The organism is Fretibacterium fastidiosum (assembly GCF_000210715.1).
Lineage (GTDB): Bacteria > Synergistota > Synergistia > Synergistales > Aminobacteriaceae > Fretibacterium > Fretibacterium fastidiosum.
The window spans coordinates 264,770-281,818 of record NC_021038.1 but is presented as its reverse complement, the minus strand read 5'-3'; the positions used below and the strand labels follow the sequence as shown (position 1 = coordinate 281,818).

The 17,049-nt window shown below is 66.3% G+C and carries 13 protein-coding genes; 7 read left to right on the top strand and 6 right to left on the bottom strand.

Annotated elements, in window-relative coordinates:
• Together SY1_RS01270 and SY1_RS01265 are read left to right on the top strand one after the other, a co-directional pair.
• Window positions 1-451: cobalamin-dependent protein (locus SY1_RS01270; RefSeq protein WP_208872530.1), on the top strand; the 451-nt coding region annotated here is incomplete at its 5' end.
• Window positions 448-1,866 carry a GlmL-related ornithine degradation protein gene (locus tag SY1_RS01265; protein WP_243440546.1) on the top strand — a complete coding sequence of 473 codons (1,419 nt, stop codon included), beginning with the start codon at window positions 448-450 and terminating at the stop codon, window positions 1,864-1,866. The genes SY1_RS01270 and SY1_RS01265, both read left to right, overlap by 4 nt.
• Before the next feature lie 187 nt (window positions 1,867-2,053).
• Here SY1_RS01265 and SY1_RS01260 read toward each other — a convergent pair whose 3' ends face one another.
• The 4 genes from SY1_RS01260 to hrcA form a co-directional block, all read right to left on the bottom strand.
• A complete protein-coding gene (locus SY1_RS01260; protein ID WP_015555923.1) occupies window positions 2,054-2,968 on the bottom strand; it encodes a DnaJ C-terminal domain-containing protein in 915 nt (304 codons plus the stop codon).
• 216 nt (window positions 2,969-3,184) lie between these two features.
• Window positions 3,185-4,306 carry a molecular chaperone DnaJ gene (gene dnaJ / locus SY1_RS01255; RefSeq protein WP_243440545.1) on the bottom strand — a complete coding sequence of 374 codons (1,122 nt, stop codon included), beginning with the start codon at window positions 4,304-4,306 and terminating at the stop codon, window positions 3,185-3,187.
• A gap of 154 nt (window positions 4,307-4,460) precedes the next feature.
• Entirely contained in the window at window positions 4,461-6,299 is a 1,839-nt protein-coding gene (dnaK, locus tag SY1_RS01250; RefSeq protein WP_015555922.1) for a molecular chaperone DnaK, read from the bottom strand.
• A 107-nt stretch (window positions 6,300-6,406) separates the two neighbouring features.
• Window positions 6,407-8,209: a heat-inducible transcriptional repressor HrcA gene (hrcA, locus tag SY1_RS01245; protein ID WP_015555921.1), complete on the bottom strand. Its 1,803-nt coding sequence runs from the start codon at window positions 8,207-8,209 to the stop codon at window positions 6,407-6,409.
• Between the two features lie 283 nt (window positions 8,210-8,492).
• Between hrcA and dprA the strand changes: the two genes are divergently transcribed.
• On the top strand, window positions 8,493-9,584 hold the full coding sequence (gene dprA / locus SY1_RS01240) for a DNA-processing protein DprA (RefSeq protein ID WP_015555920.1): 1,092 nt from the start codon (window positions 8,493-8,495) through the stop codon (window positions 9,582-9,584).
• 107 nt (window positions 9,585-9,691) lie between these two features.
• On the opposite strand, the gene lptB is transcribed toward dprA, so the two are convergent.
• Complete coding sequence (gene lptB / locus SY1_RS01235) at window positions 9,692-10,504, bottom strand: LPS export ABC transporter ATP-binding protein (RefSeq protein WP_409152339.1); 813 nt, start codon at window positions 10,502-10,504, stop codon at window positions 9,692-9,694.
• Complete coding sequence (locus tag SY1_RS01230; RefSeq protein ID WP_208872528.1) at window positions 10,501-11,355, bottom strand: LptA/OstA family protein; 855 nt, start codon at window positions 11,353-11,355, stop codon at window positions 10,501-10,503. Before SY1_RS01230 ends, lptB begins: the two co-directional genes overlap by 4 nt.
• Window positions 11,356-11,612: 257 nt before the next feature.
• On the opposite strand from SY1_RS01230, the gene SY1_RS01225 reads away from it, so the two are divergent.
• From SY1_RS01225 to SY1_RS01210, 4 genes are all read left to right on the top strand, one after another.
• Window positions 11,613-13,655, top strand: a complete 2,043-nt coding sequence (locus SY1_RS01225; protein WP_015555918.1) for a methyl-accepting chemotaxis protein — start codon at window positions 11,613-11,615, stop codon at window positions 13,653-13,655.
• 572 nt (window positions 13,656-14,227) lie between these two features.
• Window positions 14,228-14,959, top strand: a complete 732-nt coding sequence (locus tag SY1_RS01220; protein WP_015555917.1) for a DUF5058 family protein — start codon at window positions 14,228-14,230, stop codon at window positions 14,957-14,959.
• Between the two features lie 33 nt (window positions 14,960-14,992).
• On the top strand, window positions 14,993-15,661 hold the full coding sequence (locus SY1_RS01215; protein ID WP_015555916.1) for a hypothetical protein: 669 nt from the start codon (window positions 14,993-14,995) through the stop codon (window positions 15,659-15,661).
• A 55-nt stretch (window positions 15,662-15,716) separates the two neighbouring features.
• Window positions 15,717-16,901 carry a M20 metallopeptidase family protein gene (locus SY1_RS01210; protein ID WP_015555915.1) on the top strand — a complete coding sequence of 395 codons (1,185 nt, stop codon included), beginning with the start codon at window positions 15,717-15,719 and terminating at the stop codon, window positions 16,899-16,901.
• Window positions 16,902-17,049: the final 148 nt, after the last annotated feature.

Genomic DNA, 17,049 nt, shown 5'->3' with positions numbered 1-17,049 from the left:
GAAGGAGATTCGGGACTACATCCACGAGCGTCCCATCACGGTGGTGGCGGCGACGGTGGGCGAGGACGAGCACTCGGTGGGGTTGAAGGAGATCCTGGACATCAAGCACGGGGGGATCGAGGGCTTCGGGGTCAAGTACCACTACCTGGGCACGTCGTGTCCCGTGGAGAAGCTTGTGGACGCGGCCATCGAGACGAGGTCGGACGCGATCCTGCAGTCCACCATCATCTCGCACGACGACATCCACATCCAGAACATGCGGCGCCTGAACCAGATCTGCGTGGAGCGGGGGGTGCGCGACCGTCTGATCCTGGCGGGTGGCGGCACGCAGGTCACGGACGAGATGGCCGTGGCCGCGGGGCTGGACGCCGGCTTCGGCCGCGGCTCGAAGGGCATTGACGTCGCCAGCTTCCTCGTCAAACGATGCAGGCAAAAGGACGCAGAAAAGTGAGAAGGAAGCAGCCCGACGAGATCGTAAAGGAGGCCGTCATGTCCCAAAGGAAATCCATCGACGTCCTGGTGGCCGAGATCGGCAGCACGACGACGGTGATCAATGCGTTCGACGGCGTGGAGGGCTCCGACCCCGTCTTTATCGGACAGGGTCAGGCCCGCACCACCGTCGAGGAGGGGGACGTGGGCGTCGGACTGGATCTGGCGCTGACGGACCTCAAGGAACGGCTTGGCTGCGCGGACCTCGAGTGGCGCGATATGCTGGCCACGAGCTCCGCGGCGGGAGGGCTTCGCATGACCGTCCACGGCCTGGTGTACGACATGACCGTGCGCGCGGCGCGGGAGGCGGCCCTGGGGTCCGGCGGCGTCATCAAGGCGGTGACGGCCGGACGGCTGCGCCGAACGGACCTGGCGAAGGTCCGGGAGATCAACCCAAACATCATCCTCGTCGCGGGCGGCACGGACTACGGCGAGCGGGACACGGCCCTGGCGAACTTCGAGGCGCTGTCCCGCACCGTCCCGTCGATCCCCTTCATCTACGCGGGGAACGTCGAGAACCGCGACGAGATCGCGCTCATGGCGGAGGAGGCGGGCGTCCGGGTCTACTTCACCGAGAACGTCTACCCAAAGCTGGACCAGCTCAACATCGAGCCCACGCGCACCCTCATCCACCAGGTCTTTGAGGAGCACATCACCCACTCCCCCGGCATGGCGCGCATCCGCGAGAGGGTCAACGGCGCGATCCTGCCGACGCCCGGAGCCGTCATGCAGTGCGCCATCATGGCGCAGGAGATTCTGGGACCCCTCATCGTCATCGACGTCGGCGGAGCGACGACGGACGTCCACTCCGTCTGCGAGGACAGCCCCGCCGTCGCGGACGTGATGATGGAGGCGGAGCCCTTCGCGAAGCGCACCGTCGAGGGCGACCTCGGCGTGTTCGTGAACCGCGTACACCTCGTCGAGAAGTTCAGCGAGGAGGAGGCCGCGCGCCTCATCCCGCAGGCCGCCTATTTCCTGGAGCACGCCTCGAAGATTCCGACGACTCCGGAGGAGGTCGAGTTCGTCGAGCGCCTGACCCAGAAGGCCTGCGACGTGGCGCTCGACCGACACGCGGGGCAGTTCATCGACCTCTACGGCCCGACGGGCAGGACCACCCTGGCGAAGGGGAAGGACCTCTCCCTGGTGCGCACCGTCATCGGCACGGGCGGCGCCCTGACGCGCCTGCCGGGCGGGCGGGACATCCTGGCGCACGCGCTCTGTGCGGGCGGACGGCGCAAGCTCTTTCCGCCAAAGGACGCAAAGATCCTGCTGGACGGGGACTACATCATGGCCTCCCTCGGCGCCCTGCACCGGCGCCACCCGACGGCAGCGCGCAGGCTCCTCTTGAAGAGCCTGGAGGTGGAGGATCGGGCGTAGGGGGCGCACGCCAGGGACGCGCGGGAAACGTCCCCGTTCCGCGTGGCGGGCCCGCGCTGCCTGGGACACCAGGCCTCCGCCCCCACGGCCTTCGACGCAACCCTTCGCAAAGTACGGAGTGGGGCCGAACCCCGACGGGCTCGGCCCCACTCCGGCGTCCTGCGCCTCCCCTGCGGCCCGACCGCGGTTACTCGCCGCTCCTCTCGAGCTCCTGCCACAACTCGCGCTGGCGGTCCGTGATGTGGCGGGGGATTTCAATGCGCACCCTCACGTAGAGGTCGCCATTGCCGCTGCCGCGCTTCGGCAACCCCTTGCCCCGCAGGCGCAGGCGCTGCCCGTCCTGAATGCCGGGCGGCATCTTCATCGTGACGGAGCCCGTGAGGGTCTCCACCTGCACGTCGCCCCCAAGGACGGCCCGCCACGGCGCCACCTTCACCTCGCGCGTCAAGTCGCAGCCGCTGACGCTGAAGACGGGGTGCGGCGCAAGGTGCAGGTTCACGTAGACGTCCCCGCCCCCCGCAGCCTTGCCCGGAAGGCGGATTTGCGCCCCCTCCGTGACGCCCTTCGGCAGGCGCACGTTGAGCTCGCGGCGCTCGCCCCCCGGCGCGGTCATCACCATCGTGTGCGTGCCGCCGCGGACGACCTCCTCCAGCGGGAGCTCCAGGTCCACCTCGCTGTCGCGCCGGACCGGCGAATAGCCCCCGGCGGAGCTGAAGTTCCCTCCCCCGGCTCCGCCGAAGAGGTCCGAGAGGCCGCCGCCGAAGAGCGTCTTGAAGAAGTCACTGAAGCCGCCGGCGTCGCCGCCGAAATCCACGCGGAACCCGCCGCCCGCGCCGCCGCCCTGCCAGCCCGGAGGCGGCGTGAAGTCCTGCCCCGCCTGCCAGTTCATGCCCAGCGTGTCGTACTTCTGCCGCTTGTCCGGGTCCTTCAGCACCTCGTAGGCCTCGTTGACCTCCTTGTAGCGCTGCTCGGCGTCCTTTTCCTTCGAGACGTCCGGGTGGTACTTCTTCGCCAGCTTCCGGTACGCCTTGCGGATCTCGTCCACAGACGCGCTGCGAGGCACACCCAGGATCTCGTAATAGTCTTTATACTGAACGGCCATAGCCCATCAGCCCCTTTGACCAATATTAACCTTACCGAGAGAGTATAGCATCGCGCTTCGGCGCCGTAAATCACGAAAACTACGGACGTCGGGCGGTCTGAGCGAAGAAGGGGCCCGGCCCGCGGCCGCGCCGGAAGCGACGAAAAGGGCGAACGGGGGAGCGGGTGAACCCGTCCCTCCGTTCGCCGCACCGAACTGCCGCGATCGGCCTGCGGATCAGTTGAAGAGCTTTTTGACCTTCTCGAAGAAGCCCGGCTCCCCCGTGCCGACGGGGGCCTTCATCTCATCCGCCAGCTGCGTGATGAGCTCCCTCTGGCGGTCGGTGAGCTTCGCGGGGACGTCGATGAACACGTGGGCGTAGAGGTCGCCCCGCGACTTGGGTCGGTTCAGCCGCGGCATCCCCTTGCCCCGCACCTTCAGCACCTGGCCGTGGGCCGTGCCCGGCGGGACGGCGATCTTCTCCGGCCCGTCGGTCAGGGTCTCGATCTCCGCCTCCGCGCCCAGCACGGCCTGGGGGTAGGTCAGGACGAGGCGCGCGTGCAGGTCTGCGCCGTCGCGCTCGAACCGCTCGCTAGGCGCGACGTCCACGACCAGATAGAGGTCCCCCGCCGCCCCCCCCTTCGTGCCGGCATCCCCCGCACCGGGGATGCGAAGGCGTGTGCCCCGCTCCACTCCGGCCGGAATCTTGACCTCCAGCTTGCGCTTCTTCCGCACCTGTCCGTGGCCGCCGCAGTCGGCACACTTGTCCCGGATGACCTTGCCCGCGCCGCCGCAGTTGGGGCAGGCGGCGATGGTCATGAACTCTCCGAAAATCGAGCGCTGCACCTGCTGCACCTGCCCTCGGCCCCCGCAGACCGGGCAGGGTTCGGGCTTCGTGCCGGGCTTCGCCCCCGTGCCGCTGCACGTCTCGCACCGCTCCCAGCGGGGGACCTCGACCTCCCTCGCCACGCCCTGCGCCGCCTCAAGCAGCGTGACGCGCAGCACCATCTCCAGGTCGCCGCCCCGGCGCGGGGCCTCCGGGTCGCTGGCGCGCCGCCCCATGCCGCCGCCGAACACCTGGGAGAAGAGGTCCCCGAAGAGGTCGCCAAAGTCCATGCCGTTCATGCCGCCGAAGGGGCCGGAGCCGTCGGCGGTGCCGAACTGGTCGTAGCGCGCCCGCTTCTCCTCGTCGCCCAGCACGGAGTAGGCCGCGTTGATCTTCTTGAACTTCTCCTCCGCCTCCCTGTCGCCAGGGTGCGTGTCCGGATGGTACTTCCGCACGAGCTGACGGTAGGCCTTCTTTATGTCCGCCTGAGTCGCGTCCCTGGGGACTTCGAGGATCCGGTACAAATCTTCCACTTGAACAGACACCCCACTGCCGGGGAAAACGTCCCCCAAAAGAATTTAAAAGGGGCGGCGGGGCTTCTGCCGTCCGCCGTCCCTCAAAGATTATAGCCTATTCAGTGTGCGCTATCCGCTTCGCGCTCGGAGCGACGTCCCCGCAGCCTTCGGGCTAAGCGTTGCCCTTGTCGCTGAACTCGGCGTCCACCGTCTCGCCGTCGCCGCCCCCTGCACCAGCGCCGCCCGCATCGTTCTCGGCCGCCGCACCCTCCGCGCCGGCGCCCGCGGCCTGGTAGAGGCGCGTGGAGAACGCCTGCACCGTCCCCTCCAGGGCCTCCTTGGCGCGCCTCATGGCCGCCTCGTCCTTCTTATCGATCGCCTGCTTCAGGTCGTCGATCTGGGAGTTCAGCTTGCCCTTTTCCTCGGCGGTCATCTTGTCGCCGTAGTCGTTGATGAGCTTTTCCGCCCCGAAGACCGCGGAGTCCGCCTCGTTGCGAACCTCGGCGGCGCTGCGCTTCTTCGCGTCCTCGTCCGCGTGGGTCTCGGCGTCGTTCTTCATGCGCTCGATCTCATCCTTGGACAGGTTGGAGGACTGGATCGTGATCTTCTGGGACTTACCGGTCCCCTTGTCCTTCGCGGAGACGTTCAGGATGCCGTTGACGTCAATGTTGAACGTGACCTCGATCTGAGGGATGCCCCTGGGTGCAGGGGGGATGCCGTCCAGCACGAACTGGCCCAGCTTCACGTTGTCCGCCGCCATGGAGCGCTCGCCCTGAAGCACCATGATCTCCACCTGGGCCTGATTGTTGGCCGCCGTCGTGAAGACCTGGCTCTTGGAGACGGGGATGGCCGTGTTGCGCTCGATGACCTTCGTGAAGACGCCGCCCAGCGTCTCCAGCCCCAGGGACAGGGGCGTCACGTCCACCAGGACGATGTCCTTGTGGTCCCCCGTCAGGATGGAACCCTGGATGGCCGCGCCGGCCGCGACGCACTCGTCGGGGTTGATGCCCTTCGTGGGCTCCTTGCCCATGATCTCCACGATCTTCTTCTGCACCATGGGCATACGGGTGGAGCCGCCCACCAGGAGGACCTTGTCGACCTTCGACGGGTCGAGGCCGGAGTCGCTGAGGGCGCGCTGCGTGGGGACGGCCGTGCGGTCCAGGAGGTCCGCCGTCATCTCCTCGAACTTCGCGCGGGTCAGCTTCATCTCCATGTGCTTGGGGCCCGCCTGGGTGGCCGTGATGAACGGCAGGGAGATCGTGGTCTCCGTCATGTTGGAGAGCTCGATCTTCGCCTTCTCGGCCGCCTCGCGCAGGCGCTGCATGGCCATGCTGTCGTTCTTCAGGTCGACGCCCTCCGTCTTCTTGAACTCGCTCACCATCCAGTCCACGATGCGGTTGTCCCAGTCGTCTCCGCCAAGGCGGTTATCCCCCGCCGTGGCCAGCACCTCGAACACCCCCTCGCCGACGTCCAGGATGGAGACGTCGAAGGTGCCGCCGCCCAGGTCGAACACCAGTATCTTGTGCTCCTCCTTGCGGTTCTCGCCGTAGGCCAGGCAGGCCGCCGTGGGCTCGTTGATGATGCGGAGCACCTCGAGGCCCGCGATGGTCCCCGCGTCCTTCGTCGCCTGGCGCTGCGCGTCCGTGAAGTAGGCCGGCACCGTGATGACGGCCTGAGTCACCTTCTCCCCCAGGTAGTCCTCGGCGTCCCTCTTCAGCTTCTGAAGGATCATCGCGGAAATCTCCTGCGGCGTGTACTTCTTTCCGTCGATCTCCACGTGGTAGTCGTGCCCCATCTCGCGCTTGATCGACATGATGGTGCGGTCCGCGTTCACGATGGCCTGTCGCTTGGCCAGCTGCCCCACCAGGCGCTCGCCGTCCTTCGTGAAGGCCACCACGGAGGGCGTCGTCCGCGCCCCTTCGTTGTTGGGGATGATCGTCGTCTGATCCCCCTCCTGAACCGCAATGCAGCTGTTCGTCGTTCCAAGGTCAATTCCAACCACTTTCGACATAACGTTTTCCTCCTGTATGCAAACTTGTATCGTCTCTAAAGATAAGGAACCCCGATAACCGCGATCCCCTTGAACCCATTGAAAAAACGGCCGTTCCTCCGGCGGTCCTATTCCGCCTTGCCCACCAGGACCCGCGCGGGCCGCAGGACCCGATCCTTCGTCCGATACCCCCGGAGCTGCTCATCGACGACCGCGCCGTCCTCCTCCGCGTCCTCCACGGGGACGGCCCCGATCGCCTCGTGGAGCGCCGGGTCAAAGCGCTCGCCCTTCGCGGGGATGGCGCTGACGCCCATCTCGTCCAGGACGGACAGGAACTGGCGGCTCACCATCTTCACCCCCGCCAGGATGTCCTTCGCGCTGCCGTCCTCAGGGACGGAGAGCGCCCGGTCCAGGTTGTCCAGCACGGGCAGGAGGGAAACGATCAGGTCCTCCATCGCGCGCCGGCGCAGGTCCTGGCGCTCGCGCATCGCGCGCTGACGATAGTTGTAGAAGTCCGCCCTGGCCACCGCCAGCTGCCGCTCCAGCTCCGCGACGCGCTCTTCCGCGCCCTCGTCCGGCTCCTTCGCCGGCGGGTGGGCCGCGCCTTCCTCTTTTTCCTTCCCTTTCGCCTTCTCTTCGGGCTCCGGCGTCTCCTCAATGAGGACGCCGTCCTCGCCGATGGAGTACTCCTTAACGGGCCGGCTCATGGCCTCCGCCTCGGAATCCCCCAGGGCGTCCTCCGCTTCGGGTATCAGGTAGTCCTCCTTCAATCGTTCCTCCGTCATAGCACTCATCTCCCGCTCGGCCGTCCGGTCGTCCCCGGCGTTCCGGCTCATTCTCGTCGGCAGGCCCTTACGTCCCGCGCGCTTATTTTTTTCCTGTGCATTCAGTGCCTCTTCTTTCCGCAGCCTTCCAGGCTCTCCCGCCTCGTCGTCCAGCGCGTCCGCGACGGCCTCCAAAACGCTGATGGAGCGTTCGTAGTCCATCCGCAGCGGGCCGATCAGGCCCAGGACCGCCTTCTGCTGACAGGCCCGCGCCGGGATCAGGATCATGGCGCTCTCCTGCATCCCGTCCGTCTCGTTCTCGTCGCCGAGGGATACCCGCAGGTCCGAGGCCTGGCGGCACTGTTCCACCATGCTCGCCAGCGGCTTCTCCTGCTCCAGGAGCGTCAGCACGGCTTGCAGCCGCGACAGCGCCTGAAAGTGGGGCAGGCTCAGGATGTGCTTCGCGCCGCTGCTGAAGAAGCGGTAGTTCTGTTCCGTCAGAAACCGGTCCACGTCGCTGATGGCCGCTCGGCAGGCCGTCTCGGCCTCCTCAAGCCCCCCCAGCACGTACTGATACAGCACGTCGTGGACCTCGCTCCAGGAGTGCTCGCAGGCGATGGTGTTGATCCGGCGGCTGAGCTCCTCCAGGAGCCCCGGCTCCACCTCGCAGGGAAGCGTGAACTCCGTGTGGTGCACCAGCCCGCCCTTCAGCACGATCAAGGCCAGGACGTTCTTCCCTCCCAGCGGCATCAGGTCGATGTGCCAGATCTCCATGCTGTCCAGCCCGGAGACCGCTGCCACCGCAACGCAGTTCGTGAGGCGCGAGAGAAGGTTCGTGACGTAGTTCAGGAGGTCTTCGATGCCGCTCCGCCGGCCCATGAGCTCCCGCCGCCAGGCCTCGGCCCCGCGGGAAGAACGGCTGCGGGCCCTGGCGGTGACGGAATCCACGTAGACGCGATAGGCTTTGGCCGTGGGCAGCCGTCCGGAGGACGTGTGGGGCTGATAGAAATACCCCATCTCCTCGAGGTCGGCCATCTCGTTGCGAATCGTGGCAGGGCTCAACCCCTTGATGTACTTCTTCGTGATGGTGCGCGATCCGGCGGGCTCCCCCGTCTTGATGTACTCGTACACCACCGCCAGGATAATGCTGAGCTGCCTCTCCGTCATCGGCATCGCCTCCGTTTCGTCCCCTTGATTAGCACTCTTGATCGGTGAGTGCCAACAGGTCGATAACATGGATAAGATTAGCAACTGGACCTCTAAATGTCAATACAAGTCAGACCCTGTAAATTACGGATTTTGCACGCCTGATGCGCGCTGCTGTAACGTTGAGCCTCGCCACATACCGGTTCACGCTAAAAGAAATGCTCAGTGCTCCTGGTCCCCCTGCAAGGGGCCCTGCCCCATTCCAGTATAATGGAGCGGTCACTGGGAGGAGGTCATGCGAACCATGGACTCGACACTGAAGGCGGCGCTCCTGATGAACGCCGCGCACGCGCCGCTCCCGGCGTTCCGGAAGCTGTGCGAGAATTATGCCCCGGAGGACCTGAAGCGGGAGGAGTTGTGGGATGCGCTCAACCTGACGCCGTCCGTCCGGAAGAACCTGTCGCGCCTCCTGCGAGAGGGGGACTGGCCCGAACGGGAAGAGGAACGCGCGGCGCGGTTCGGCGCGCGCTTTCTGACCGTGGACGACCCGGATTGTCCGGCGCGGCTTCAGGACCTGAGCCAGCCGCCCATCGGGCTCTACGTCAAGGGGAAGCTGGACGTCGCGCTGCCCTCCGCCGCCGTCGTGGGGACGCGGCGGTGCAGCGCCTATGGTAAGACCGTGGCGGAGGCCCTTGGCCGCGCTCTGGCCAGAGGGGGGCTCATGGTGGTGAGCGGCGGCGCCCGCGGCATCGACGCTGCGGGTCACAGAGGGTGTCTGGCCGAGGGCGGCGTCACGGTCGCGGTGCTGGGCACGGGCATCGACCGGGTCTACCCGATGGAGCACAGGGAGCTCTTCGCGCAGATCGCGGAGACGGGGGCGCTGGTCTCCGAGTACCCCATGGGGACGGACGGCGCGGCCTGGCACTTCCCGGAGCGCAACCGCCTCATCGTGGGGATGACGGGTCGCACGGTGGTCGTGGAGTCGCCGGAGGACGGCGGCGCGATGATCAGCGCCCGCCTGGCGCTGGACCTGGGGCGCGAGGTCTGGTGCGTGCCGGGGCGCATCACGGAGGGCGTGTGCCGGGGAACCAACCGTCTCCTGCGCGACGGCGCCGAGCCCCTGGTGGACGTGGACGAGTTCATCCACTGCGCGACGGGGCGCTACGGGCAGCTGGTGTTGGACCTGGACGAGCCCGCCGCCAGGCCGCAGCCGCCCCTCTCCACGGACGAGAAGGTCGTGCTGGCCCTGTTGCAACGCCAGGGCGGCCGAACGATGGACGAGCTCCTGGCCGAGAGCGGTCTGGACCTCGTGACGCTCCAGACCTGCATGATGACCCTCTCCGCCAGCGGGCTGGCCGTCGTCAGCGGGCCGGGGCGGTTCTCTGCCGGCGTCTGACCTGACCGGACGGCACCATCGAGAAACTCCGCAGGGCGCATTTCGAGTGCAAAACCATCGCCAACGGCGAGAGGCAAGGGGCCCCGGCAAAGCGACCGGGACCCCTCTTATCTTTTGCGGCGCCTGGGCTTCGCGTCGGGCCCCCGTTTCGGTTCAGGGTTCGGCGCGGCCTGCCAATCGAAGTGATCGCCGAGGTAGAACTTGCGGGCCATGGGGTTCTCCGCCACCTCGGACGGCGTCCCCTCGAGGAAGATCTTTCCCTCGTGGATCAGGTAGGTCCGGTCCGTGATGGAGAGGGTCTCGCGCACGTTGTGGTCCGTGATGAGGACGCCGTAGCCGCCCTCCTTCAGACGATGGATCATCCCCTGGATGTCGTTCACGGCGATGGGGTCGATGCCGCTGAAGGGCTCGTCCAGCAGGATGAAGCGCGGCGAGAGCGTCAGGGCCCTGGCGATCTCCACGCGCCTCCGCTCCCCCCCCGACAGGGCGTAGCCCTTCGTGTCCGCGATGTGCGCGATGCCGAACCGCTCCAGAAGCCCATCCGTCCCCGCCCTGGACTGCCGCGTCTCCTCCCACACCAGGTCGATGTTCTCCCGCACCGTGAGGCTACGAAACACCGAAGGCTCCTGGGGCAGGTAGCCGATGCCGGCACGCGCCCTGGCGTAGACCGGCAGGCCGGTCACGTCGCGCTTTCCGATAAAGACGTGCCCCGCGTCGGGGCGGACCAGCCCGACGATCATGTAGAAGGACGTGGTCTTGCCCGCGCCGTTGGGGCCGAGAAGCCCAACCACCTCGCCGGGGCGCACCCGGACGCTGACGTCCGAGACCACGAGCCGGCCGCCGTATCCCTTGCGAATCCCCGTGGCGGTCAGCTCCTCCGCTGCGCCGCCCCGCTCCTTCCCCGCCTTGTCGAGATTCACTTTCTGCGCTCCCGCTTGAGGTCGATGGTGATCTCCGCACGGTCCGCGCTCACCGTGCCCGACTCGTTCCGGGTGATGCCGCCCAGGGCCTCCACGCGGTTCTGGTCCGGAAAGTAGACGATGGAGTCGGACCTCAGGGTGCGCCCTCCCTGCACGGCCACGACCCGGCCGCTCAGCACGACGCTGCCGCGCTGGAGGGAGTAGAGCGCGTGGTCGCCGTTGATGCTTACGGGCTCCCCCGACTGCTTCGGTCGGCCCCTGACCCACACCCGATCCTTCGCCGTCATGGAGGCCAGAGCCCCCTCCCGCAGGACGCCCTCGATGGAGTCCGCGCCGAACGTCAGGCCCCTGGAGCGGTCCTCCAGCCTGTGGGCCCCCACGATCCAGAACTTCGTCTGCTGGTCCTCCTCCGTCGGGCTCCCGACGCCCCCTGCCCCGATGAGGGTCAGCCGGTCCGCGTCGAGGCCCATCGTGCCCACAGCCCCCTTGACGCCATCCTGAAGGCGGCAGGCCGGGGCTTCTGCGAAGTTGAGGGTCAGCCTTCCCGCCCTGAGGTCCACGGCATCGCCCATCCACGTTCCGGAGGCCGTCACCCCGCTGTCGAAGGCCGCCTCGCGACGCGGGACGTTACCCGAGCCTCGAGGCGCTCTGACCGTGAGTCCGTCCGCCGTGATGAGGACCTCCCCCTCCGCCAAAAAGTCCCCCGTCGTCGAGTCGAAGCGCATCCGGTTCGCCGAGAGCTTCGCCTTGTCCGGCAACCCCTGCTCGTCTACCGCAAAAGCAGCTCCCGCCAGCCACAGCGCCAGAAGCGCTGCCAACCCCATCGCCCCCGCCGTCCTTCTCATCCGCATCCGCTCCCCTCCGTGCAGGACGACGCAAAGCCCCTCTCCGCTCGACGTCGCCCGATATTTTCATTCCTAAATTATATCAGGGGGCGTCCCAGGGAGGACAACCGGCAGGGCACTGAAGTTTATGCCGTTTATGCCGGAACATCAGGCCGTCACCCCGACCTTACCCCTTCATCCCACTATTCGGGGGCTTGAGGTATATAATCGATACGCAGGTTATGCCACCATTTTGTGGAAAATTTTCTCCTGGAGGGAAAGATATGTCGATTCGCGGCAAGTTGAAGCTCATGGTGACCGTGGTGTTCCTCATTATTGTGACGATGACGCTGGTGACGCACTTTCGTTCCACCTCCATCGTCAGCGATCTGCAGGAACGAACGGGGAACGAGATCGTGACGGGAAGCGCGGGCGTCATCCGCGAGTACCTGGACAAGTACGCCAGCGTGACGCGGATGGCGGCTGCGGAGGTCCGCCACGCTATCCTGGAAAATCCCGACGTCCAAAGGAAGGACCTCGAGGCGCTGATGGCCTCCCTGGCCGGCTCCGTGGAGTCGCTCGGCCTCGTCGGCCTCTACCTGGGGACGAGTTCCGACGGACAGCTCTATTCGAGCGACGGATGGAATCCGGAGGGCTACGACTCCCGAACCCGACCCTGGTATCAGGCCGCCCTGAAGGCTCAGGGCGGTGAGCCCATCTTCACCACGCCCTACGTGGACGCCACGACGGGGACCTCCATCCTGAGCGTCGTCCAGCCGATCTCGGACAGGTCGGGCGGCCTGATCGGCGTCGTCGGCGTCGATATCAAGATGGAGGCCCTGGAGCAGTTCGTCGTCTCCCAGAAGATGTTTGGCCACGGCTCGGGCGCCATGATCCTGGAGGACGGCCTGCTCGTCGCCCATACCAACCAGAGCTTCGTGCTGAAGGCCAACCTGCTGAACCCCGCCGACTTCAGCGATTCGGTCAGCGCCTTCGCCCGCCGCATGGTCGCCGGGGAGACGGGCTTTGCAAGATACGAGTTTCAGGGAGAGCCCCACCACGCCTTCTTCACCCCCGTTGGAAACGGGTTCTTCTTCTACATCTTTCTGCCGACGAAGGTCATGGAGGCCCGGACCCACGCCCTGACGGTCCTGAACGTGACGATGGCGCTCATCGCCATCGCGTTCTCGACGATCTTCATCCTCTTCATCATCCGCGGGCTGTCGAGGGCCATCCGCGGCATGACCTCCGTCACGGACGTCCTGAGCGGGGGCGACCTGACCGCGCGCTTCGAGGCCTCGGGCCGCGACGAGCTGGCCCGCATCGCAGGCCTCCTGAACTCCATGCTCGACTCCATCTCAGGGGCCCTGAGTAGGGTCCGGGGCGAGGCGGAGGAGAGCTCCAGGCAAGCCAGCACCCTGGCCGCCCTCTCCCAGGAGACTCTGGCCTCCATGGAGGAGGTCTCCGCCTCGGTCGCTCAGGTCAACGGGCTGATGGAGGCGGCCTCGGCCTCCACCGAGGCGACCGGCGTCTCCGTCTCGGAGATCGCCGCCAGCGCCCAGTCCAGCGCTCAGGCCTCCACGGACGGCGCTCAGCAGGCCGCCCAGGTCGCCGAGGCCGCACGGAACGCCGCGGAGGAGGTCACCAAGGTCCTGAAGAGCATGAGCAGCGTCGGGGACGCCGCACGCCAGAGCCTCCAGGGAATCCGCGAGCTGGGGCAGTCCGTGGACTCGATATCCGGCTTCGTCGCCACCATCACCTCCATCGCCGACCAGACCAACCTGCTGGCCCTGAACGCGGCGATCGAGGCGGCGCGGGCGGGCGAGGCGGGACGGGGCTTCGCCGTCGTGGCCGAGGAGGTCCGCAAGCTGGCGGAGGAGTCGGGGCGGGCCGCTCAGGAGGTCTCGAAGCTGATCGCGAACCTGCAGAAGGAGTCCGAGAGCTCCACCGTCATGACGGAGTCCGCAGGGCCCCTGCTCCAGAGGGCGATGGAGGACGCGGAGTCGGCCCAGAGGAGGCTGGACGCCGCGCAGGAGGCCATCGAGAGCCTGAACCAGGGGATCCAGAGCATCGCTGCGGCGGCGGAGAAGCAGGCCGCGTCGTCCGAGGAGATCGCCGAGGCCATGAAGAACCTGAGCGATTCCAACGCGAAGATCATGGACTCCACCGCCGCGATCCGCGACTCGAGCCACGAGACGACGACGGCTGCGGAGTCGATCGCCACGGCGGCCCAGTCCATGGCGGAGACGTCGGAGCGGCTGAACGGGCTGGTCGACGCCTTCGTGCTGGACGAGAAGAGGGACCACCCCGCGTTCCTGAAGGGTTAGAGCAGCGGACGGAAACGCTGACGAAGGACGACCGGCGGACGCGATCGCGTCCGCCGGTCGTCCTTATTGCCCACTCCCCCGTTCGCCCCGCTCCAGGCCGGACGCCGCGGCCCCTCAGGCCGGCTGCGTAAAAGACCGAACCAGGCCATCCATTGACAAGCGTTCTGCCTTATGGATATAATTGTTCCAACGGTTTTGATGTTATCGGCCTTGAGAACGCCGTTGAGGACGGCCTGAATTCATTCGCCCCCCAGGCGCTCGAACGTAAGAGCGATCGAAAAATAGAGGGGCGAATTTTGCTGCGCTGCGGGGCAGCGCACTACCAGAAGGAGGTCCGCTCGTTCTTCAGGAAACGCTGTTCGGCACCCGGCTCGAAAGGCCCTGCCCTTGAGTGCACTGAACCCGCTTACAAAACGCCAGATACCCGCCCGAACCTCGTCGTCTGGTATCCCTGGGCGCGCTGAAACAGCGTATGAAACCCTTTCAAAACATCCCCTGGGGCCGCGCCTACCGCGCGGCCCTGTGGGTGTCCGGCGGGCTTTCCGCCAATTTCTATTCAAGGAGTGGTTTTTATGCAGGACGGACAGAGCTACTTGGACATCGCGAACTCGAGCATCATCTGGATGCTCTGCGCGATCACGGTGGGCATCGCGTTTCTACAGGCCATACTGTTCATGTGCATGGCCCGCCGCACCAGGCTTCGCGCAGGCATTCCGGCGGAGATCAGCAGCAAGGCCCTGCGCGTCGGACTCATCACCTCCATCGGCCCCGCACTCGGCGTCTTCATCGTCATGGTGGGGCTGATGGCGGCAATCGGGGGCCCCATGGCCTGGATGCGCCTCTCCATCATCGGCGCCGCCCCCACGGAGCTGACGGCCGCCACCTACGGCGCTCAGGCCTCCGGCGTCGAGCTGGGAGGAACGGGATACGACCTCACCGTCATGTCCGTCTCCTGGTTCGCCATGGCGCTGAACGGAGCGGGCTGGCTGGTGTTTACGGGACTCTTCACGCCGGCCGTCGAAAAGCTCCGCGAGAAGGCGAGCGGTGGCGACTCCAGGTGGCTGGTGGTCCTGTCCGGCGCCTGCTCCCTCGGCATCTTCGGCTACCTGGTCCACGGCGAGCTGCGCAAGAGCTCCGGACACGCGACGGCCGCCATCGCCGGGGCGCTCTGCATGTTGTTCCTGGTCAAGTTCGTCGTGCCGAAGTGCCCCAAGCTGATGGAGTACTCGCTGGGCATCGCCATGCTGTTCGGGATGGCCTGCGCGCTGGTCTACGACATGTATTTTGCCGTCATGCCGCAGTAGGGCTTGGACGCACACACTTCAGGAGGAATCACTATGTCAGAACACGATCACATGGCTGAATGGAAAAAGGGCAGCATCCTCATCGGCGCGCCCACCAACCTCATCGCCGCCGCGACGGCCTTTATCCCCGTCCTCTGGCTCTGCAGCACGCACCACTGCTGGCCGGACTGGAACGTCGTCCTTACCGCCTGGGGCATGACCGCCGCCTCCTTCGGCGCCTTCTACCTCGTCGAGCCCATCTCCTACTACGCGGCTTTGGGCATGGCAGGCACCTACCTCGGATTCTTGTCCGGCAACATCGGCAACATGCGCGTTCCCGTGGCGGCCCTGGCTCTTGAAGCCACGGACAGTCAGCCCGGAACGATCCAGGCGGAGATTGCGTCCACCATGGCCATCTGCGGGTCCATCATCATGAACCTGTTCTTCACCACCCTGGCGGCCGTCGTCGGCACAGCCGTCGTCGCCGTCCTCCCCAAGTTTATCGTGACGGGCCTCACGAAGTATTCGGCGGCAGCCATCTTCGGAGGCACCCTGGGCAACTTCGCCATCAAGTATCCCCTGGTGGGCGTCTTCGCCCTGGGGCTTCCGCTGCTCCTCCACTGGGCCATCCCGTCGATCGCCGCGTGGCTGCTCATCGTTATCTCGGTCTTTGGAAGCATCACCTTCGCCCGCGTGCTGTACGGCATGGGCATGGGGAAGTAACGCTTTCTTTTTTTAAGTAACGTTTTTCTTCGAAAAGTAAGGAGGAAGATCATCAATGAACCTGTGGAAGGAATGCGAGGGCCTGCAGGACTACATCGTGGGCATCCGCCGCGCCCTGCACCAGATCCCGGAGCTGGGGACGGACCTCCCCAAGACTCAGGCCGCGGTCTGCGCCGAGCTGGACAAGCTGGGCATCTCCTACAAGAAGAACCAGGGCGATTCAGGCCTCATCGGCACGATCCAGGGCGGAAAGCCGGGAAAGACGATCCTGCTCCGCGCGGACATCGACGCCCTGCCCATCAAGGAGGACACGGGCCTGCCCTTCGCCTCGAAGCACGAGGGACGCATGCACGCCTGCGGACACGACAACCACGCGGCCATGCTCCTCGGGGCCCTGCGCGTCCTGAACGAACATAAGGCGGAGCTGGCCGGCAACGTCAAGTTCGTCTTTCAGACGGGCGAGGAGATCAGCCGGGGTGCGAAGGTCGCGATCAAGGAGGGCGTCATGGACGGGGTGGACGCCGTCTTCGGCACGCACATCGGCTCCATCCTCGACCCCAACATCCCCTCCGGAACGCTCATCGTCGTCCCCGGCTGCGCCATGGCGTCGTTCGACCGCTTCGTCCTGACGGTGAAGGGCACCGGCTGCCACGGCTCGACGCCGGAGAAGGGCGTCGACCCCATCACCATCGCCGCAAACATCGTCCTGTCGCTTCAGGAGGTCATCGCGCGGGAGATCGCTGCGCCCAAGGCCGCCGTCCTGACCATAGGGAAGATCGCGGGCGGCTTCGCCTACAACGTCATCCCCAACGAGGTCGTGATCGAGGGCACGATCCGCGCCTTCGAGGACCCCGTGCGGCAGCACCTGGCCAAACGCATCGGGGAGATCGGTAAGGGGGTCGCGGCCACCTTCCGCGGCGGCTGTGACTTCGAGATGGACTGGGGCGCTCCTCCCGTCGTCAACGACGACGCCATGGCGAAGCTCGCGGGCGACACGGCGAAGAAGGTCCTCGGCGCCGAAAACGTCATTACGTCGATGCCCGCCCCCAACATGGCGGGCGAGGACTTCGCCTACTACCTGGAGAAGGCGCCCGGCGCCTTCATGTTCCTGAGCTCCTCGAATCACGAAAAGCACACGGACATCCCGCACCACAACCCGAAGTTCGACGTCGACGAGGACGTCCTGTACCGGGGCAGCGCCATGTTCGTCGGCCTCGTGGAGGAGTTCCTGGGCTGCTGACGCCGGCAGTCGGCCCCACAGCCCACAGCGGCATCTCCGGAAGGGAGAACCCCTGACCGCGGACGAGCGGTTTGACGAAACGCCTCAAGGGGGATCCGAAGACAGGGTCCCCCTTCTTTCTCGCTCTAGGAAAACACTGAATTAAATC

Excerpts from the sequence above, each read along its gene's own strand:
- hrcA (WP_015555921.1), bottom strand. The coding sequence starts at position 8,209 with ATGACGGAGAGGCAGCTCAGCATTATCCTGGCGGTGGTGTACGAGTAC.
- SY1_RS01210 (WP_015555915.1), top strand. The coding sequence starts at position 15,717 with ATGAACCTGTGGAAGGAATGCGAGGGCCTGCAGGACTACATCGTGGGC.
- SY1_RS01230 (WP_208872528.1), bottom strand. The coding sequence starts at position 11,355 with ATGCGGATGAGAAGGACGGCGGGGGCGATGGGGTTGGCAGCGCTTCTG.
- dprA (WP_015555920.1), top strand. The coding sequence starts at position 8,493 with ATGGACTCGACACTGAAGGCGGCGCTCCTGATGAACGCCGCGCACGCG.
- SY1_RS01220 (WP_015555917.1), top strand. The coding sequence starts at position 14,228 with ATGCAGGACGGACAGAGCTACTTGGACATCGCGAACTCGAGCATCATC.
- dnaK (WP_015555922.1), bottom strand. The coding sequence starts at position 6,299 with ATGTCGAAAGTGGTTGGAATTGACCTTGGAACGACGAACAGCTGCATT.
- SY1_RS01260 (WP_015555923.1), bottom strand. The coding sequence starts at position 2,968 with ATGGCCGTTCAGTATAAAGACTATTACGAGATCCTGGGTGTGCCTCGC.
- SY1_RS01215 (WP_015555916.1), top strand. The coding sequence starts at position 14,993 with ATGTCAGAACACGATCACATGGCTGAATGGAAAAAGGGCAGCATCCTC.
- SY1_RS01225 (WP_015555918.1), top strand. The coding sequence starts at position 11,613 with ATGTCGATTCGCGGCAAGTTGAAGCTCATGGTGACCGTGGTGTTCCTC.